12 protein-coding genes, 2 tRNA genes, 1 other RNA gene and 2 pseudogenes are annotated in these 15999 nt (G+C 72.5%); 11 read left to right on the top strand and 6 right to left on the bottom strand.

Annotated features, from left to right (window positions below):
- The first annotated feature begins 59 nt into the window (after positions 1-59).
- The 5 genes and pseudogenes from ACFY3J_RS34615 to ACFY3J_RS34595 all read left to right on the top strand — a co-directional run.
- Positions 60-572: a hypothetical protein gene (locus ACFY3J_RS34615; protein WP_384185676.1), complete on the top strand. Its 513-nt coding sequence runs from the start codon at positions 60-62 to the stop codon at positions 570-572.
- A gap of 227 nt (positions 573-799) precedes the next feature.
- Positions 800-1096, top strand: coding sequence for a GYD domain-containing protein (locus ACFY3J_RS34610; RefSeq protein ID WP_384185679.1), 297 nt, complete (start codon positions 800-802; stop codon positions 1094-1096).
- A gap of 72 nt (positions 1097-1168) precedes the next feature.
- A pseudogene (locus tag ACFY3J_RS34605) lies at positions 1169-1300 on the top strand (site-specific integrase); the annotation flags it as partial.
- 355 nt (positions 1301-1655) lie between these two features.
- A complete protein-coding gene (locus ACFY3J_RS34600) occupies positions 1656-2663 on the top strand; it encodes a hypothetical protein (protein ID WP_390842492.1) in 1008 nt (335 codons plus the stop codon).
- A gap of 96 nt (positions 2664-2759) precedes the next feature.
- Positions 2760-3015: pseudogene (locus ACFY3J_RS34595) on the top strand (site-specific integrase); the annotation flags it as partial.
- 79 nt (positions 3016-3094) lie between these two features.
- On the opposite strand, the gene ACFY3J_RS34590 reads toward ACFY3J_RS34595, so the two are convergent.
- A tRNA-Ser gene (locus ACFY3J_RS34590) sits at positions 3095-3182 on the bottom strand.
- Positions 3183-3255: 73 nt separating this feature from the next.
- Between ACFY3J_RS34590 and ffs the strand changes: the two genes are divergently transcribed.
- From ffs to ACFY3J_RS34560, 6 genes are all read left to right on the top strand, one after another.
- Positions 3256-3350: signal recognition particle sRNA small type (ffs, locus tag ACFY3J_RS34585), an RNA gene on the top strand.
- A gap of 47 nt (positions 3351-3397) precedes the next feature.
- Positions 3398-5674: a DNA polymerase III subunit gamma and tau gene (locus ACFY3J_RS34580; protein ID WP_384185684.1), complete on the top strand. Its 2277-nt coding sequence runs from the start codon at positions 3398-3400 to the stop codon at positions 5672-5674.
- A 146-nt stretch (positions 5675-5820) separates the two neighbouring features.
- Positions 5821-7074, top strand: coding sequence for a phosphoribosylamine--glycine ligase (gene purD / locus ACFY3J_RS34575; RefSeq protein WP_384185687.1), 1254 nt, complete (start codon positions 5821-5823; stop codon positions 7072-7074).
- Positions 7075-7367: 293 nt separating this feature from the next.
- Entirely contained in the window at positions 7368-9356 is a 1989-nt protein-coding gene (locus tag ACFY3J_RS34570; protein WP_390842491.1) for a hypothetical protein, read from the top strand.
- A gap of 276 nt (positions 9357-9632) precedes the next feature.
- Complete coding sequence (locus tag ACFY3J_RS34565) at positions 9633-11126, top strand: N,N-dimethylformamidase beta subunit family domain-containing protein (protein ID WP_390842490.1); 1494 nt, start codon at positions 9633-9635, stop codon at positions 11124-11126.
- An 86-nt stretch (positions 11127-11212) separates the two neighbouring features.
- Positions 11213-12112 (top strand): phosphoribosylaminoimidazolesuccinocarboxamide synthase, encoded by a 900-nt coding sequence (locus ACFY3J_RS34560; protein WP_390842489.1) that lies wholly within the window; start codon positions 11213-11215, stop codon positions 12110-12112.
- A 44-nt stretch (positions 12113-12156) separates the two neighbouring features.
- On the opposite strand, the gene ACFY3J_RS34555 is transcribed toward ACFY3J_RS34560, so the two are convergent.
- The 5 genes from ACFY3J_RS34555 to ACFY3J_RS34535 form a co-directional block, all read right to left on the bottom strand.
- Positions 12157-12229: transfer RNA gene (locus ACFY3J_RS34555), tRNA-Gly, on the bottom strand.
- A 23-nt stretch (positions 12230-12252) separates the two neighbouring features.
- Positions 12253-12876 (bottom strand): response regulator, encoded by a 624-nt coding sequence (locus tag ACFY3J_RS34550; RefSeq protein WP_384185699.1) that lies wholly within the window; start codon positions 12874-12876, stop codon positions 12253-12255.
- Positions 12873-14132: a histidine kinase gene (locus ACFY3J_RS34545; RefSeq protein ID WP_384185702.1), complete on the bottom strand. Its 1260-nt coding sequence runs from the start codon at positions 14130-14132 to the stop codon at positions 12873-12875. The genes ACFY3J_RS34550 and ACFY3J_RS34545 overlap by 4 nt, the downstream gene beginning before the upstream one ends.
- Positions 14133-14162: 30 nt before the next feature.
- Positions 14163-14939: an ABC transporter permease gene (locus ACFY3J_RS34540; RefSeq protein WP_384185705.1), complete on the bottom strand. Its 777-nt coding sequence runs from the start codon at positions 14937-14939 to the stop codon at positions 14163-14165.
- Positions 14936-15904 (bottom strand): ABC transporter ATP-binding protein, encoded by a 969-nt coding sequence (locus ACFY3J_RS34535; RefSeq protein ID WP_390842488.1) that lies wholly within the window; start codon positions 15902-15904, stop codon positions 14936-14938. The genes ACFY3J_RS34540 and ACFY3J_RS34535 overlap by 4 nt, the downstream gene beginning before the upstream one ends.
- Positions 15905-15999: the final 95 nt, after the last annotated feature.

Below are 15999 nucleotides of genomic sequence, written 5' to 3'. Positions count from 1 at the left end.
GGGGGCCTGGCCGAGGACCGGAGGCGGAGTGAGGATGGAGGTGTGAGGGAGGCCCTGCGGTGATCCTGCCCTACCCGCACCACGGCGATCGGCTGATGGCCTATCTGCTGCCGGTGTGGACGAGGCTCCCCGCCGCCGATCGCATGGGCGTGGCCGCTGCCGTGCTGGCCGTGGCGTTCATGCTGCTCGTCGGCACGAGGGTGCGGCGGGCCCGTCCCCGTCCGTTCAGGCGCCCACGGGCCCGGGCCACCGAGCCGGTCGACACCTCGTGGTTCACCGCCCACACCCTGGACGGCTTCCCGGAAGAGGCGGTCCGCGCCATCCTGAAGACCCCGGCCGCGCCCTCCCGCGAACGCCTCTACGCCGCCTGGGTCCTCGCCACCCACACCCAGGGCGCGGACGCCGTATGGCTGGAGAAGAACCTGGCCCTCCCCGCCGACGCGGCCCACCTGATCGCCGAAGCCGCCGAAGCCAGACGCCGAGAACTGCCGGCACGCGAGAGCCACGACACGGAGGCCGCGAAAGCGACCGCCGTGAGCGGTGACGAGGAAGACCCGCCTGAACGGCCATGAACGGGGGCGTGCCCGAGGTGGAAGAGGCCCTCCGAAACCTGCTCGACGCGGCGAGCTGACGTGGTCCACGGGTGACGTGCTGGCTTGTGGCCGGGATCGCTGTGGCCGTATGGCTCCACCCGCCTGCGGTGTCGGCATGGCTCGTTCGGGTGCGCATCTCGTGCAGGTTTCAGTCCTGATGTCCAGGATTGACCTCGCGATGTGTTTCCTCGTGAAGGTGAGAGAACATGCCGACGTACATCACGCTGCTGAACTGGACCGATCAGGGGGTCCGAAACTACAAGGACACCGCGAAGCGCGCCGAGACCTTCGGCGCAGCGGTACAGAAGATCGGGGCGAAGCTCCTCAACATCTACTGGACCGTCGGTCCATACGACCTCGTGGCCGTCGTCGAGGCCCCCGACGACGAAACTGCCACCGCGGCGCTCCTGCATCTCGGCGGGGTGGGCAACATCCGTTCCACGACTCTGCGGGCCTTCGGGCGTGAGGAGATGGAACGCATCATCGCCAAGACGGCCGGCTGACGACTTCCGCTCACCGCGGGCGATGGCGTCTGGTGAGCCGGCTGAGCAGGGTGCCTTGCGGCCCTGCCGAGGGTGCCCGGCCTGGGCGCCCACAAGCTCGACCGCCTGGAGCCGGAGTCCCTGGAGCGCTTCTGCCGAAAGATGCAGGAAGCGGGGAGAGCCGCCGGCACCGCCCACCACGCGCACCGCACGATCCGGGTCGCCGACGTCGAAGGGCCTCACTGCGAACAGTGGGGCCCTTCGACATCGTGCCCGGCGCAGAGGCCACTCAGGACGTGAGGATGCTGATCCCCAGCCGTGACGTACCCGTTCTCCGCGGCAATGGCCGACTGCGCGGCCTCCTGCACTTACGCACTTCGGCTGCCGGTCGAGCGAAACACCCGAAGACGGAGCGTGTCCGTGCGCACCAAATCCCACCATCACTTTTAACGTACCGCTTATGAGTACTAACTTTCTGTCACTGCTGGCGCGAGGGCTGTCGGCGCTGACAGCCGCCGTGCTGATCTCAGTGACGTCTGCGTCAGGTGTGGCCTCGGCCGGTGGGACGTTCCTCGGCCGTTTGCATACGGTTCGTGAGATTGCCTCCACGGTCCCCGCGAACGGCGACGTGAACCCCTACGGCACGGCCGTGGTTGCGCGCGACGCCGGGAAGCTGCGCAGAGGCAACGTGCTGGTCAGTAACTTCAACAACAGCCAGAACCTGCAGGGCACGGGCACCACCCTGGTTCAGATCAGCCCGCGCGGCACCGCCACGCTGTTCGCCCGGATCGACCCGGCCCACCTGCCCGGCCCCTGCCCCGGCGGTGTAGGTCTCACCACCGCCCTGAGCATCCTTCCCGGCGGGTGGGTGGTGGTCGGCAGCCTGCCAACCGCCGACGGCACCTCCGCCACCGCCCGGGCAGGCTGCCTGCTCGTACTGGACAGCCACGGCAAGGTCCGCGAGACGCTCGCCGGAGGCGGCATCAACGGACCGTGGGACATGACCGCCACGAGCTACGGCGACCGTACCGACCTGTTCGTCACCAACGTGCTCAACGGCACCGTGGCGGGCGACGGCGACGAAGTGGACCGGGGCACCGTCCTTCGCATCACCCTCAAACGCCATGACAACCGGCCGCCGAAGCGGCTGAAGACCACCAAGATCGGCTCGGGCTTCGCGCAGAAGACCGACCCCGCCGCCCTGGTGATCGGCCCGACCGGCGTCGGCCTCGCCAAGGACGGCTCGCTCTACGTCGCCGACACGGTCAAGAACCGGATCACCGTCATCCCGCGCGCGGTGACCCGGGGATCCAGCGCCGGCACCGGCAGGGTCGTCAGCAGCGGCGGCAGGCTCAACGGCCCCCTCGGCCTGGCCATCGCGCCCAACGGCCACATCCTGACCGTCAACGGCGGTGACGGCAACATCGTCGAGACCACACCGGCAGGCCGCCAAGTGGCCTTCCGGCAGCTCGACAACAGCGGCTCCCCGCCCGGCGCAGGCGCGCTCTTCGGCCTTGCGGTGGATGTGGACCATGACGCCGTGTACTTCGTCGACGACGCCACCAACTTCCTGAACGTCCTGAAGTGATCCACGACAAACGCCAGAGGCCCCGGATCCCTCCGGGGCCTCTGACCTGTGCGCACTCCGCAGGTGTCGAACCTGCAACCTTCTGATCCGTAGCTCTGGAAGCGCCTGCTCCGGGATGCCGGTGTCCGGGACGGCCGTCTCCACGGTGCTCGCCACACCGCCGCGACCGTACTCCTGGTCCTCGGTGTCCCGGACGTCGTGATCGACTCGATCACGGGCTGGGAGCCCGGGGGGAGCGGCCCGGATGCGCGCCCGGTACACGCATGTGACGGGAGTCATGCTCCGCAAGGTCGCCCGGCAGGTCGGCGAAGCGCTCTGGGTGCCGACCGGCTCTGAGGAAAAAGCCAACTGAGACGGAAACTGAGGCGGACAACGTCGAAGGGCCCCACCGCAAGCGGTGGAGCCCTTCGACATCGTGCCCGGTGAGGCACTGGCGGAGGATACGAGATTCGAACTCGTGAGGGGTTGCCCCCAACACGCTTTCCAAGCGTGCGCCCTAGGCCTCTAGGCGAATCCTCCGCCGGAAACATTACATGACTCGGAGGAGTGCTCGCGAACTCGTTGTCGGTCCCCGGGATCGGGTACTCTTTGCGGAGCCCCTCACGCGGCGCTATCTGACTGAACTCCCCCAGGGCCGGAAGGCAGCAAGGGTAGGTCGGCTCTGGCGGGTGCGTGGGGGGCGCTTGCGTCCGCGGCCGGACAGGTTGTCGGTGGGCGCCTATAACCTCGTATGCGTGTCGTCTCTCGCGCTGTACCGCCGCTATCGCCCGGAGTCGTTCGCCGAGGTCATCGGGCAGGAGCATGTCACCGACCCGTTGCAGCAGGCGCTGCGGAACAACCGGGTCAATCACGCGTACCTGTTCAGCGGTCCGCGCGGGTGCGGCAAGACGACCAGCGCGCGGATCCTCGCCCGTTGCCTGAACTGCGAGAAGGGACCGACGCCGACCCCCTGCGGGGAGTGCGACTCCTGTCGTGACCTGGCCAGGAACGGCCCGGGGTCCATCGACGTCATCGAGATCGACGCCGCTTCGCACGGTGGCGTGGACGACGCCCGGGACCTGCGCGAGAAGGCCTTCTTCGGGCCCGCCCGCAGCAGGTACAAGATCTACATCATCGACGAGGCCCACATGGTCACGTCGGCCGGTTTCAACGCGCTGCTCAAGGTTGTCGAGGAGCCGCCGGAGCACCTGAAGTTCATCTTCGCCACGACCGAGCCCGAGAAGGTCATCGGGACCATCCGGTCGCGCACCCATCACTACCCCTTCCGCCTGGTGCCGCCGGGCACCCTGCGGGACTACCTCGGGGAGGTCTGCCAGAAGGAGGGCATCCCCGTCGAGGACGGGGTGCTGCCCCTCGTCGTGCGGGCCGGCGCCGGGTCCGTGCGTGACTCCATGTCCGTCATGGACCAGCTGCTCGCCGGGGCGAGGGAGGAGGGTGTGACGTATCCCATGGCCACCTCGCTCCTCGGGTACACCGACGGCTCGCTGCTCGACTCCGTCGTCGAGGCATTCGCCTCCGGGGACGGCTCCGGCGCCTTCGAGGTCGTCGACCGGGTGATCGAGGGCGGCAACGATCCCCGTCGGTTCGTGGCCGACCTGCTGGAGCGGCTGCGGGACCTGGTGATCCTCGCCGCCGTTCCGGACGCCGCCGAGAAGGGGCTCATCGACGCCCCGGCCGACGTCGTCGAGCGGATGCAGGCCCAGGCCCGTTCCTTCGGCGCCGCCGAACTGAGCCGAGCCGCCGACCTCGTCAACGAGGGGCTGACCGAGATGCGCGGCGCCACCTCGCCCCGCCTCCAGCTCGAACTCATCTGCGCCCGCGTACTACTGCCCGCCGCCTACGGCGACGAGCGGTCCGTGATGGCCCGCCTCGACCGGATCGAGCGCGGCGTCAGCTTCTCCACGGGCGGGGGTGCGCCCGCGATGGGGTACGTGCCCGGACCCGACGTGCACGCGGGGGCGCCGACCGCGGCGGGGGGTCCCGCGGGCGCGGCGCCGGCACCTGCGGCTCCGCCTGTTCCGCCGGGCGGTGGGCCCGCCGCGGCTCGGGCGGCCGTGCGGGGCGCGGGTGCCCCTGACGCGCCCCCCGCACCTCCCGCGCCCGCCGCGAGTGACCGTCCCCAGGAGGCGGCTCCGCCCGCCCCGCCGACCGCTCCCGCTCCCACCGCCGCCCCGCCGGCCGCCGCACCCTCCGCGCCCGGTGCTTGGCCCACCGCGGCGGCCGCGGGCGGTGGCCGTCGGCCGGGTGGCTGGCCCACGGCGGCAGCCCCGGGCGGTGGGCAGGCGCCGGTTGCGGAGGGTGCGCCCAGCGCCCCGGCGCCCGCACAGCAGGCACCCGCGGCGAGGCCTGCCGCCGCACCGGTGTCCCCCGCCCCACCGGCCCCGGCGGGCGGCGGGCTCGACCCCCGCGTCCTCTGGCCGAACATCCTCGAAGCGGTGAAGAACCGCCGTCGCTTCACCTGGATCCTGCTCAGCCAGAACGCCCAGGTCTCCGGTTTCGACGGCACCACCCTCCAGATCGGCTTCGTCAACGCCGGCGCCCGCGACAACTTCGCGAGCAGCGGCAGCGAGGACGTGCTGCGCCAGGCACTGGCCGAGCAGTTCAACGTCCAGTGGAAGATCGAGGCGATCGTCGACCCCACGGGAGGCGGCGGCTCCGGGGCCCCACCCGCGGGCGGCGGCTACGGCGCAGGCCCCGGAGGCGGCGGCTACGGAGGTGGCGGCGGTTACGGCGGCGGGGGAGGTGCGGCAGCGCAGCGTACGGCGGCTCCCCAGCCCACGGCTCCGGCGGCGGCCGCCCCCGCCTCGTCCCCGAGCCGGCCGCCGTCCGCGGCGGCACCCGCGCCCGCCCCGGCACCCCGGCCCTCCGCCCCCGAGCCGGCTCCCGTCGCCCCCGAGGACGACATCCCCGAGGACGACGACCCGGACCTCGACGAGTCGGCCCTGTCCGGTCACGAACTGATCGTGCGGGAGCTGGGCGCGACGGTGGTCGAGGAGTATTCGACGGAGTAGCGGCGTAACAGAGGGGCGGAGCAGCGCAGTGGCGCCTTGGCGCGGTTCCGCCCCAGCTCTGCTCGGAGGAACCTACGAACACCCCGCCGCCGTCCCCTCGGCGGCCCGCACAAAGGTCCCCGCGCCGCTGCCGTTAGGCTGACCTCGTGAAGGTCCTCGTCATCGGCAGCGGCGCCCGCGAGCACGCCCTGTGCCGTTCCCTGTCCCTCGACCCCGCCGTCACCGCGTTGCACTGCGCGCCCGGCAACGCCGGCATCGCCGAGGTCGCCGAGCTGCACCAGGTCGACGCCCTCGACGGCGCGGCCGTGTCCGCGCTGGCCGCAGAGCTGGGTGCCGACCTCGTGGTCGTCGGCCCCGAGGCCCCGCTGGTCGCGGGGGTCGCCGATGCCCTGCGCGAGGCGGGCGTCCCGGTGTTCGGCCCCTCCAAGGAGGCCGCGCGGCTGGAGGGCTCCAAGGCCTTCGCCAAGGACGTGATGGCCGGGGCGAGCGTCCCCACGGCCCGTTCGTACGTCTGTACGACGGCCGAGGAAGTCGACGCGGCCCTCGACGCCTTCGGCGCCCCCTACGTCGTCAAGGACGACGGGCTCGCCGCCGGCAAGGGCGTCGTCGTCACCGACGACATCGAGGCGGCCAGGGCGCACTCGGCGGCCTGTGACCGTGTGGTGATCGAGGAGTATCTCGACGGACCCGAGGTCTCTCTCTTCGCCGTCACCGACGGCGAGACGGTCCTGCCGCTCCAGCCCGCCCAGGACTTCAAGCGGGCGCTCGACAACGACGAGGGCCCGAACACCGGCGGCATGGGCGCGTACTCGCCGCTGCCCTGGGCCGACCCCAAGCTCGTGGACGACGTGCTGCACAGCGTCCTTCAGCCCACCGTCGACGAGATGCGCCGCCGCGGCACGCCGTTCTCAGGCCTGCTCTACGCGGGGCTCGCCATCACCAGCCGCGGCATCCGCGTGATCGAGTTCAACGCCCGTTTCGGCGACCCCGAGACCCAGGTGGTCCTCGCCCGCCTCCAGACCCCGCTGGCGGGTGTCCTGATGGCCGCCGCCACCGGCGATCTCGCCCATCTGGAGCCGCTGCGCTGGAGCGACGACGCGGCCGTCACGGTGGTCGTCGCCTCGCACAACTACCCCGGCACCCCGCGCACCGGCGACCCGATCACCGGCCTCGACGAGGTGGCCGCGCAGGACGCCCCGCACGCGTACGTGCTGCACGCCGGCACCCGGCGTGAGGGCGATGCCGTTCTGAGCGCGGGTGGCCGCGTGCTGTCCGTCACGGCGACCGGCAAGGACCTGACGGAGGCGCGCGACCGCGCGTACACAGCCGTCGCCCGTGTCCGTCTCGACGGCTCCCAGCACCGCTCGGACATCGCGGCGCGGGCCGCGGCGGACGCGTAGCGCGGCAACCCGCCCCTTCCTCCGCACCGGTGCTCCTCACCGGCCCCGTTCTTCACCAGCAGGCCCCGGCTCCATGAGCCGGGGCCTGCTCATTGCGCTCTGTCGATCGGCTCTGACCAAAGCCATTCCATCGAGTGACCAATGCTCCATCCGGCTGACGCGGCCCGGGGGCCCAACTAGGGTGCGCGCAGGCATTCCGGCACTTGGCCCACCGGCATTGCGATGTCAGTCATGGGTGCCACAGTGGGGGAATGAGCAACGCCAGGACAGTCGGGAGGGGGTGACGGGCGGTCGTGACCGGTATGGGTGTGGAGGTCGCTGTGCAGGCCGCGCGCTCCAGGGCCCTGGCCGTGCTGCGCGTGCGCAGCCGGGCGCTGGCCCTCGCCCTGCTGCCCGCCGCCCTTGCCGTGATCCTGCTCGCCGGCGGCTCGGCAGGGCACCTCGTGGGCCACGGCTGGGACGTCGCCCGCTGGGTGGTCGGCGCCGTCGCGGTCGTCGTCCTGCTCCTGGCCGCGGGCATCGGGCTGGTCGTGGCCCGTGCCCGCCCCGCGATGAGCCCGACCGTCCCGATAGCCGAGGAGTCGGCCCCGGACCTGTACCGCCTGGTGCACGATCTGGCCGACCGCCTCGGCGTTCCCGCCCCGTCGGCCATAGAGCTCACCCCGGACTGCGACAGCTGGCTGGAGGACCGTACGCACCCGGCCCACGGCCCCCCTCCGGATGACCATCTCCACGGCGGGCCGGACGCCCTGCGCGGACTCTCCTCGGCCCGCCCGCGCCGTACGGCGGCGACGCCCGTCCTCATCATCGGCTCCCCGTTCCTGTGGTGGATGCGCGTCGGCGAGCTGCGGGCCGTGCTCGCCCCGGTCGTCGCCGGTACGGGACCCTCGGCGCACCCGGACATAGCCGCCGCCCGGCGTTTCGTCCGCGGTCTGGACGCTGCGGTGGCCGTCGCCTCGGCGCCCGGCCGCCGTCCTCTGATCCGCCCGGTGTGCGCCGGACTCGGCTGGGTGGTCCGGCTGCTGCTGCGCGGCTGCCGGGAGCACGCGGCCCAGATGGAGCGCGGCGTGGCGGCCGCGGCGGCGGAACGCGCACAGGCTGTGGACTACGGGCTCAGGATCGTCGCCCAGGAGCAGGTGGGCCTGGCGTACGCGGGCTGGGACCGGCTGCTGACCCGGGTCGCGCTCCCCGCCTGGCGCATGGGCCGCTGGCCCTCCCGCCTTGACGCCGGTGTCGTCGCGGCCCTCACCGAACTGTCCCGCCGCGACCGCCTGGCCGAGGGTTTCGCCTCCCGGCTCGGCGAGCGCCCGGCCTGCGATCTGCTGGAGGAGCCCGGTGTCATCGACGAGGCCGCCTCGCTGCTGGCCGCGCGCCTCTTCCACGGCGGCCCGGCCGAGCGCGGTCCGGACTGGTGCCCGGTGGACTGGCAGGAGTACCCGGACGAGGTCGTCGACCGCAAATGGCGTGCCGACGCCGCTCGCCTCCACCGCGTCCTGGACGCCCTGGGCGTCCGCCGCTCCCCCGGCTCCGCCGCCGATCCGCACGGACCGACCCTGGCCCGGGTCCTGGAACACCTGTCCGCACCGTCCCCCTCCGGCAGGCTCTCCGAGCGGAGGGGACTCCCGGCCGGCGACGTCCGGCCGGCTCACGACGACGGCGCGTACCACCCGTACGGCGAGCACGGCGGGCACGGCGAGCACGGCGGGCACGACGACAACCAGGGTCACGGCGAGTACCGCGAGCCGACAGAACGCGTAGATCACGTAGGCCATGCAGACCGCGCAGACCGAGCAGACCGCGACCGGCACGCAACTCCGGAGAACCACGCCGCCCCCGAAGAGCCCGCCCCGTCGGACGAGGACCCCGGCCTCGGCAGCGAGCGCGGCGCCGCACTCGCGGCCGGCATCAGCGCCGAGCTGGCCCGCGAGGAGGCGTCGGCGCCACCGGCGTACACGGTGTCGGCGGGAGCCGAGCAGCTCGGCTGCACGCCCCTCCGGAACGAGGACTCGCTGCCCCTCTTCCCGCTCGAACCACCCCGCACCGGCCGCGAACTCCTCGCCGACCACGTCACCGCGATGGTGTGCTGCGCCGCGATGGACACCGCCGACGCCTCCCCGGGCCTCGACTGGCTCGACGGCCCCGCCCTCCTGATCAACGGCGAGAGGGCCGCCGACCTCAGCCCCAAGGTCCTCGCGCTGGTCGAGGACGGCGACCCGGTCCCGCTGCGGACCTGGCTGGTCGACTCGGGCATACGTCCGGAAAAGCCCGTACGGCTGGTCTGACCTGGGTCGACGCCGTTCCGGCGGCCGCGTTAGCGGATCCCGCTCTTCCACTTTCGGCCAATTCGCAACGAATAGTGACAGGATGCGCGCGTTATGTGATGTGCTGGGACCGATAGCGCACGTGGCAAGCGCGTGCGACATACGACAGCCACAGCCACAGCCACAGCCGGACACGCCGACCGTCACACGCCGACCCGACACGTCGGCCACCGCGGCCACCGACAGACCCGCACCGCCGCATGACAGACCACGGGGGCACGAGGGAGGGGATCGGGCATGGGATCGGAGCAGATTCGCCGCTGGGAGTCGGGAGCTCTCGCGCACGCCGTGACGGACCCCTTCGGCCTGGGCCCCGTCCCCTGGCTGCGCGGCAGCGAGACGTACTTCGACGACACCGGCCACGTCGTCCCCTGGTACGTCGACCCGTCTCCGCAGACGCCGCCCGGCGGCCCCCGCGTCCCCGCCCCCCGCACCTCCGGCGTCGGCCCCCGTTCCGCCGACGACGTCCACCGGCAGATCAAGGGCTTCGTCTCCACCGGCGCCGTCACCCCCGGCGAGGCGATCGACTTCCACATCACCGTCGACCCGCCCCAGCAGTTCGGCGTGGACGTCTACCGCATCGGACACTACGGCGGCGACGGCGCCGCCAAGATCACTACCAGCCCGCGCCTGTCCGGCATCGTCCAGCCCCCGCCGCTGACCGCCGACCGCACGGTCTCCTGTCACCACTGGTGGCTGTCCTGGCGGTTGCAGGTGCCGTCCTACTGGAGCGTCGGCGCGTACGTGGCCGTGCTCACCACCGCCGACGGATACCGCTCCCACATCCCGTTCACCGTCCGCGACAACCGCCCCGCGGACCTGCTGCTGCTCCTGCCCGACATCACCTGGCAGGCCTACAACCTCTACCCGGAGGACGGCCACACCGGCGCCAGCCTCTACCACGCCTGGGACGAGCACGGCCGACTGCTCGGCGAGGCCGACGCCGCGACCACCGTCTCCTTCGACCGCCCCTACGCGGGCTCGGGCCTGCCCCTGCACGTGGGTCACGCCTACGACGTCATCCGCTGGGCCGAGCGCTACGGCTACGACCTCGCCTACGCCGACGCCCGCGACCTGCACGCCGGCCGTGTCGACCCCAGCCGCTACCGCGGCCTGGTCTTCCCCGGCCACGACGAGTACTGGTCGCCCGGCATGCGCCGCACCGTCGAACTCGCCCGCGAGCACGGCACGTCCCTGGTGTTCCTGTCGGCCAACACCATGTACTGGCAGGTCGAACTGGGCCCCTCCCCGTCCGGCGTCCCCGACCGCCTGCTGACCTGCCGCAAACGCAAGGGCCCCGGCCGGCCGGTGCTGTGGCGGGAGATCGACCGGCCCGAGCAGCAGCTGGTCGGCATCCAGTACGCCGGGCGCGTCCCCGAGCCGCATCCGCTGATCGTCCGCAACGCCGACCACTGGCTGTGGGAGGCGACCGGGGCCGAGGAGGGCGAGGAGATCGCGGGCCTGGTCGCGGGCGAGGCCGACCGCTACTTCCCGCGCACTCCGCTGCCCGAGTACCAGGACCGCATCCTGCTCGCCCACTCCCCGTACACGGACGGCGAGGGCGTGACGCGCCACCAGGAGACGTCCCTGTACCGGGCTCCGTCCGGTGCCCTGGTCTTCGCCGCCGGGACGTTCGCCTGGTCCCCGGCCCTGGACCGCCCCGGCCACGTCGACGCCCGGGTCCAGCGCGCCACCGTCAATCTCCTGGATCGCATCTGCAAGCGCGACTGAGCGCCACCGCGGAGCCACCCCAGCCCGGAACCGATCCCTCCCATACGGGAGAATCGAGCCATTGGACAGAACCACGGGGAGGAACCGTGTCCGGATTCGTCGAAAAGCCCGAGCCGATCCAGGTTCCGGGCCTGGTGCATCTGCACACCGGCAAGGTGCGCGACCTGTACCAGAACGAGGCGGGTGACCTCGTCATGGTCGCCAGCGACCGCATGTCCGCCTACGACTGGGTGCTGCCGACCGAGATCCCCGACAAGGGCCGCATCCTCACGCAGCTGTCCCTGTGGTGGTTCGACCGGCTCGCCGACCTGGCCCCGAACCACGTCCTGGCCACCGAGGTGCCCGAGAGCGCTCCCGCCGACTGGGCGGGCCGCACCCTGATCTGCAAGTCCCTGCGGATGGTCCCCGTGGAATGCGTGGCCCGCGGCTACCTCACCGGTTCGGGCCTGGCCGAGTACGAGCAGACCCGCACGGTCTGCGGCCTCGCCCTGCCCGAGGGCCTGACCGACGGCTCCGAGCTGCCCGCCCCGATCTTCACCCCGGCCACCAAGGCCGAGGTCGGCGAGCACGACGAGAACGTCTCCTACGAGGAGGTGGCCCGCCAGGTCGGTGCGGAGACGGCCGCCCAGCTGCGCCAGGCGACGCTCGCCGTCTACGGCCGGGCCCGGGACATCGCCCGCGACCGCGGGATCATCCTCGCCGACACCAAGTTCGAGTTCGGCTTCGACGGGGACACGCTCGTCCTCGCCGACGAGGTCCTCACCCCGGACTCCTCCCGCTTCTGGCCGGCCGACCAGTGGCAGCCGGGCCGCGCGCAGCCCTCGTACGACAAGCAGTTCGTCCGTGACTGGCTGACGTCCGCCGAGTCCGGCTGGGACCGCGGGAGCGAGCAGCCCCCGCCGCCGCTGCCGGAGCCGGTCGTGGAGGCGACCCGGGCGAAGTACGTGGAGGCGTACGAGCGGCTGACGGGAACGAGCTGGTCGTAGCAGACGAAAAGACCCCGGTCCGATGGACCGGGGTCTTTTTCCCGAGCGGACGACGAGGCTCGAACTCGCGACCTCAACCTTGGCAAGGTTGCGCTCTACCAACTGAGCTACGTCCGCATTGCGCCGTGGCGCGAGGCCAACTATACCCAACCTCGCTCCCGTGCGAGCCGCACTGCCGCATGTCGGTTCTCCGCGCCCAGTTTGATCACGGCCGACGACAGGTAGTTCCGTACGGTCCCCGGTGACAGCGCGGCCCGCTCGGCGATCTCCGTGACCGGCGCCCCGTCGGCGGCGAACTCCAGTACCTCGGCCTCCCGCGCGGTCAGCGGCGAGTCCCCGGCGGAGATCGCGTCGGCGGCCAACTCCGGGTCGATGTAGCGGTGTCCGGCATGCACGGTGCGGATGATCTCGGCGAGCCGCTGGGCGCTGACGGTCTTCGGGACGAACCCGCGCACACCCGCGGCGAGCGCCCGCTTCAGGTGTCCGGGCCGTCCGTGACCGGTCACGATCAGCACCCTGCAGTCCGGCAGCTCGGCCCGCAGGGATGTGGCGACCTTCACACCGTCCGCGCCCGGCATCTGCAGATCCAGCACTGCCACGTCGGGTACGTGCGCCCGCGCCATGGCCAGCGCCTCCGGTCCGCTCGCCGCCTCCGCGACGACCAGCAGGTCGTCCTCCAGCGAGAGCAGGGCGGCGAGCGCGCCGCGGATCAGATGCTCGTCGTCGGCCAGCAGCAGCCGCACGGGCACGGGGGACGTCGTCATCGGGTGGCCTCGCTCAACGGACGGGCGGTCTCGGGATCGGCGGCGGGCGGCGGCAGCGGCACCTCGGCGGTCAGCCGGAACCGGCCGCGTCCCAAGGGACCCGCCCGCAGGGTGCCGTCGAGTTCCGACAGCCGTTCCCGCAGACCGGCGAGCCCGGAGCCCGGCCGGTCACCGGCGGGGGACTCGGGCACCCCGTCGTTCTCGACGCACAGCTCGGCCCGGCCGTCGGCGACGCGCAGGGACACGGTGCACCGCTGGGCGTCTCCGTGCCGGAGCACGTTCGTGGCGGCCTCCCGGACGACCCAGCCGAGCGCGGACTGCACCGGCGCGGGCAGACCGGCCGGCGAGCCGGTGACCGCGCAGTCGATGCCGGCCGCCGCCAGGACGCCCCGGGCGCCGGCGAGTTCCGCGGCGAGGTCGGCCTCCCGGTAGCCGCGGACCACGGCACGGACCTCGCGCTGCGACTCCTGGGCCAGCCGCTGTACCTCGATCATCTGCTCCACCGCCTCGGGCCGGCCGCGCCGGCCCAGTTGCACGGCCAGCTCCGCCTTCAGCGCGATCACCGCGAGGTTGCGCCCCAGCACGTCGTGCAGGTCCCGCCCGAACCGCAGCCGCTCCTCGGCGACCGCGAGCCGGGCGCGGGTCTCCCGGGCCTCGTCGAGCGCGTAGACGGCGTTCAGCAGCCAGACGGAGAAGACGGAGGTGAAGGCGACGAACGCGCCGCCGACCAGCACCGCGCCCGCCGTGGCCAGCGCGGCGATGCCGGGGATGCCCAGCGGGAAGGTGTAGAGGCCGGCGCCGGCCGCGAAGCCCAGCACGATCGCGACCACACGCCGCCGGTTGCGCACGCCGAGCGCGATGATGCCGGCGCCCAGGACCAGCACGCCCCCGAAGACGGAGCCGGCCGCGGTGACGACGTCGTCGGCCTTCGGGCCGTGCGCGCGCTCCGCCACCGTGATCGCCACGGTGGCGATCACCGCGGTGACGGCGGCCAGCGTCCACAGCATCCGCACGGGCTGTGGACGGCTGCCGCGTGTCCAGTCCAGCGCCCGGGCCGCGGTCACCGCACAGGCGAAGGAGTGCCCGCACACCAGGAGCAGCAGCCAGGTCCCCGGGTTCGGCCCCGCCTGCCGGAAGGCCGAGAGTCCAAAGGCGACCACCTCGATCAGCGCGAAGAAGTGGAACGACCACCGTGTGTACGTCTCGACCTTCGCCGGCGTGCTCTTGCCTCGCCACCAGCCAACGGGCCCGCCCATGGCCTCTCCGCCCACCTCTCCCCCCATCTCTCAGCGCCTCGGCTCCCAGCGGAACCGGCGCCGTACAGCAAACACCGCGATCACGATCCAGGCCAGCGCGACGGCCAGGGCCCGCAGGGTGTCGTGGACGCCCAGGTCTCCGGTCCAGCCGCCGCGCACCAGCGTGATCACCGGAGTCAGCGGCAGCAGCTCGCAGAGCCGGGCCAGCCGCTCGGGCAGCAGCTCCAGCGGCACGGCCAGCCCGGAGCCCACCATCGAGACCATCAGCAGCGGGAGCGAGGTGACCTGGGAGCTCTCGGTGGTCCGGGTGAAGCCCGCGGTGACGGCCGCCAGCAGCACGCCGAGCAGCAGCCCCAACAGCAGTCCGGCGACGGCGAGGTGGGGCGCGCGCGGGGCGGGAACGTGGAGCAGCGCGGTGCACGCGCCGGTCAGCAGCAGGCACTGGACGACGCCGGTGGCGACGGCCGGCAGTGCGGCCCCGGTGAGGATCTCGGCGTCCCGCAGCTCGCCCGTGCGCAGCCGCTTGAGCACCAGTTGCTCGCGCCGGGAGACGAACACGCCGACCAGGGTGGAGTACACGGCGAACAGCAGGGAGAAACCGATCGCGGCGGGCAGGATGACCAGCCCGACGGTCAGCCCGGCGTCCTTCAGGTTCATCTGCGCGGCCGCCGTCCGCACGCTGAACGGCAGCACCAGGGGCAGGAGCACACCCGCCACCAGGGCGCTCCGGCTGCGGGCCAGCAGGGCCAGCTCGGCGCGCGCGAGCGCGGCCATCCGGCCGGCGGGGGTGGTGACGGCGTCGCTCATGCCGCGTACTCCTTGTGCTCCTTGGACCGAGTCGTCCGAGGCGCGGCGGCATTCCGCGCGATGCCGAGGAAGGCCTCCTCCAGCGAGGCCGACCGCACGTCGAGGCCGCGCAGTTCGACTCCGGCCCGCCGGGCCCACAGCAGCAGTTCCGTGGCGGTCCGCTGGAGTTCGCGGGTGCGCAGCCGTACGTCGCGGCCGTCCATCTCGTGATCGCACACGCCCAGTTCGGCGAGCGGGGGCAGATCGCCCAGGAAGAAGCCGACGGGGAGTTCGAAGGAGATCCGGGACGGCTGCGCGGCGGTCACCTCGGCCGGGGTCCCGGCGGCCGCGATGCGTCCCTCGTGCAGGATCGCGATCCGGTCGGCGAGCCCTTCGGCCTCCTCCAGGTAGTGCGTGGTGAGCAGCACGGTCGTCCCGCCGTCGCGCAGCGCCCGCACCAACTCCCAGGTGTCCCGGCGCCCTTCGGCGTCCAGCCCGGTCGTCGGCTCGTCCAGGAACAGCACCTCGGGCTCACCGAGCAGCGCCAGCGCCAGGTCCAGGCGGCGCCGTTCGCCGCCGGACAGCTGCTTGACCCGTACGTCCGTCCGCCGCTCGAGTCCGACCAGCGCCAGCACCTCGCGGGGCGGGCGGGCCCCGCTCACACAGCCCGCCCACATCCGCGCGGTCTCGGCGACGGTCAGCTCGGAGGGGAAGCCGCCCTCCTGGAGCATCACCCCGGTGCGCGGTCGTACCAGTGCCCTCTCCGAGTACGGGTCGTGTCCGAGCACCCGTACGCGCCCCGAGGTCGGCGCCGCCAGGCCCTCCAGGAGTTCGACCGTCGAGGTCTTGCCGGCGCCGTTGGTGCCCAGCAGCGCGAAGATCTCCCCTCGGGCCACGTGGAAGGAGATACCGCGCACCGCCTCGAATCCGCCCTCGTAGACCCGCTGGAGGCCGGTCACCTCAATCACGTGCTCGTCCGTGTTCATGGATCCAGCGTCCCGGCGGCCGGGGCGCCACAGCAGTGCGTGGTGTCATCACCCGGCATGACAAATGTCAGAGCGGACCGGGGGACAACGAAAAG

The organism is Streptomyces sp. NPDC001231, assembly GCF_042896885.1.
Taxonomy (GTDB): Bacteria; Actinomycetota; Actinomycetes; order Streptomycetales; family Streptomycetaceae; genus Streptomyces.
This window is presented reverse-complemented; position numbering and strand designations above follow the sequence as displayed.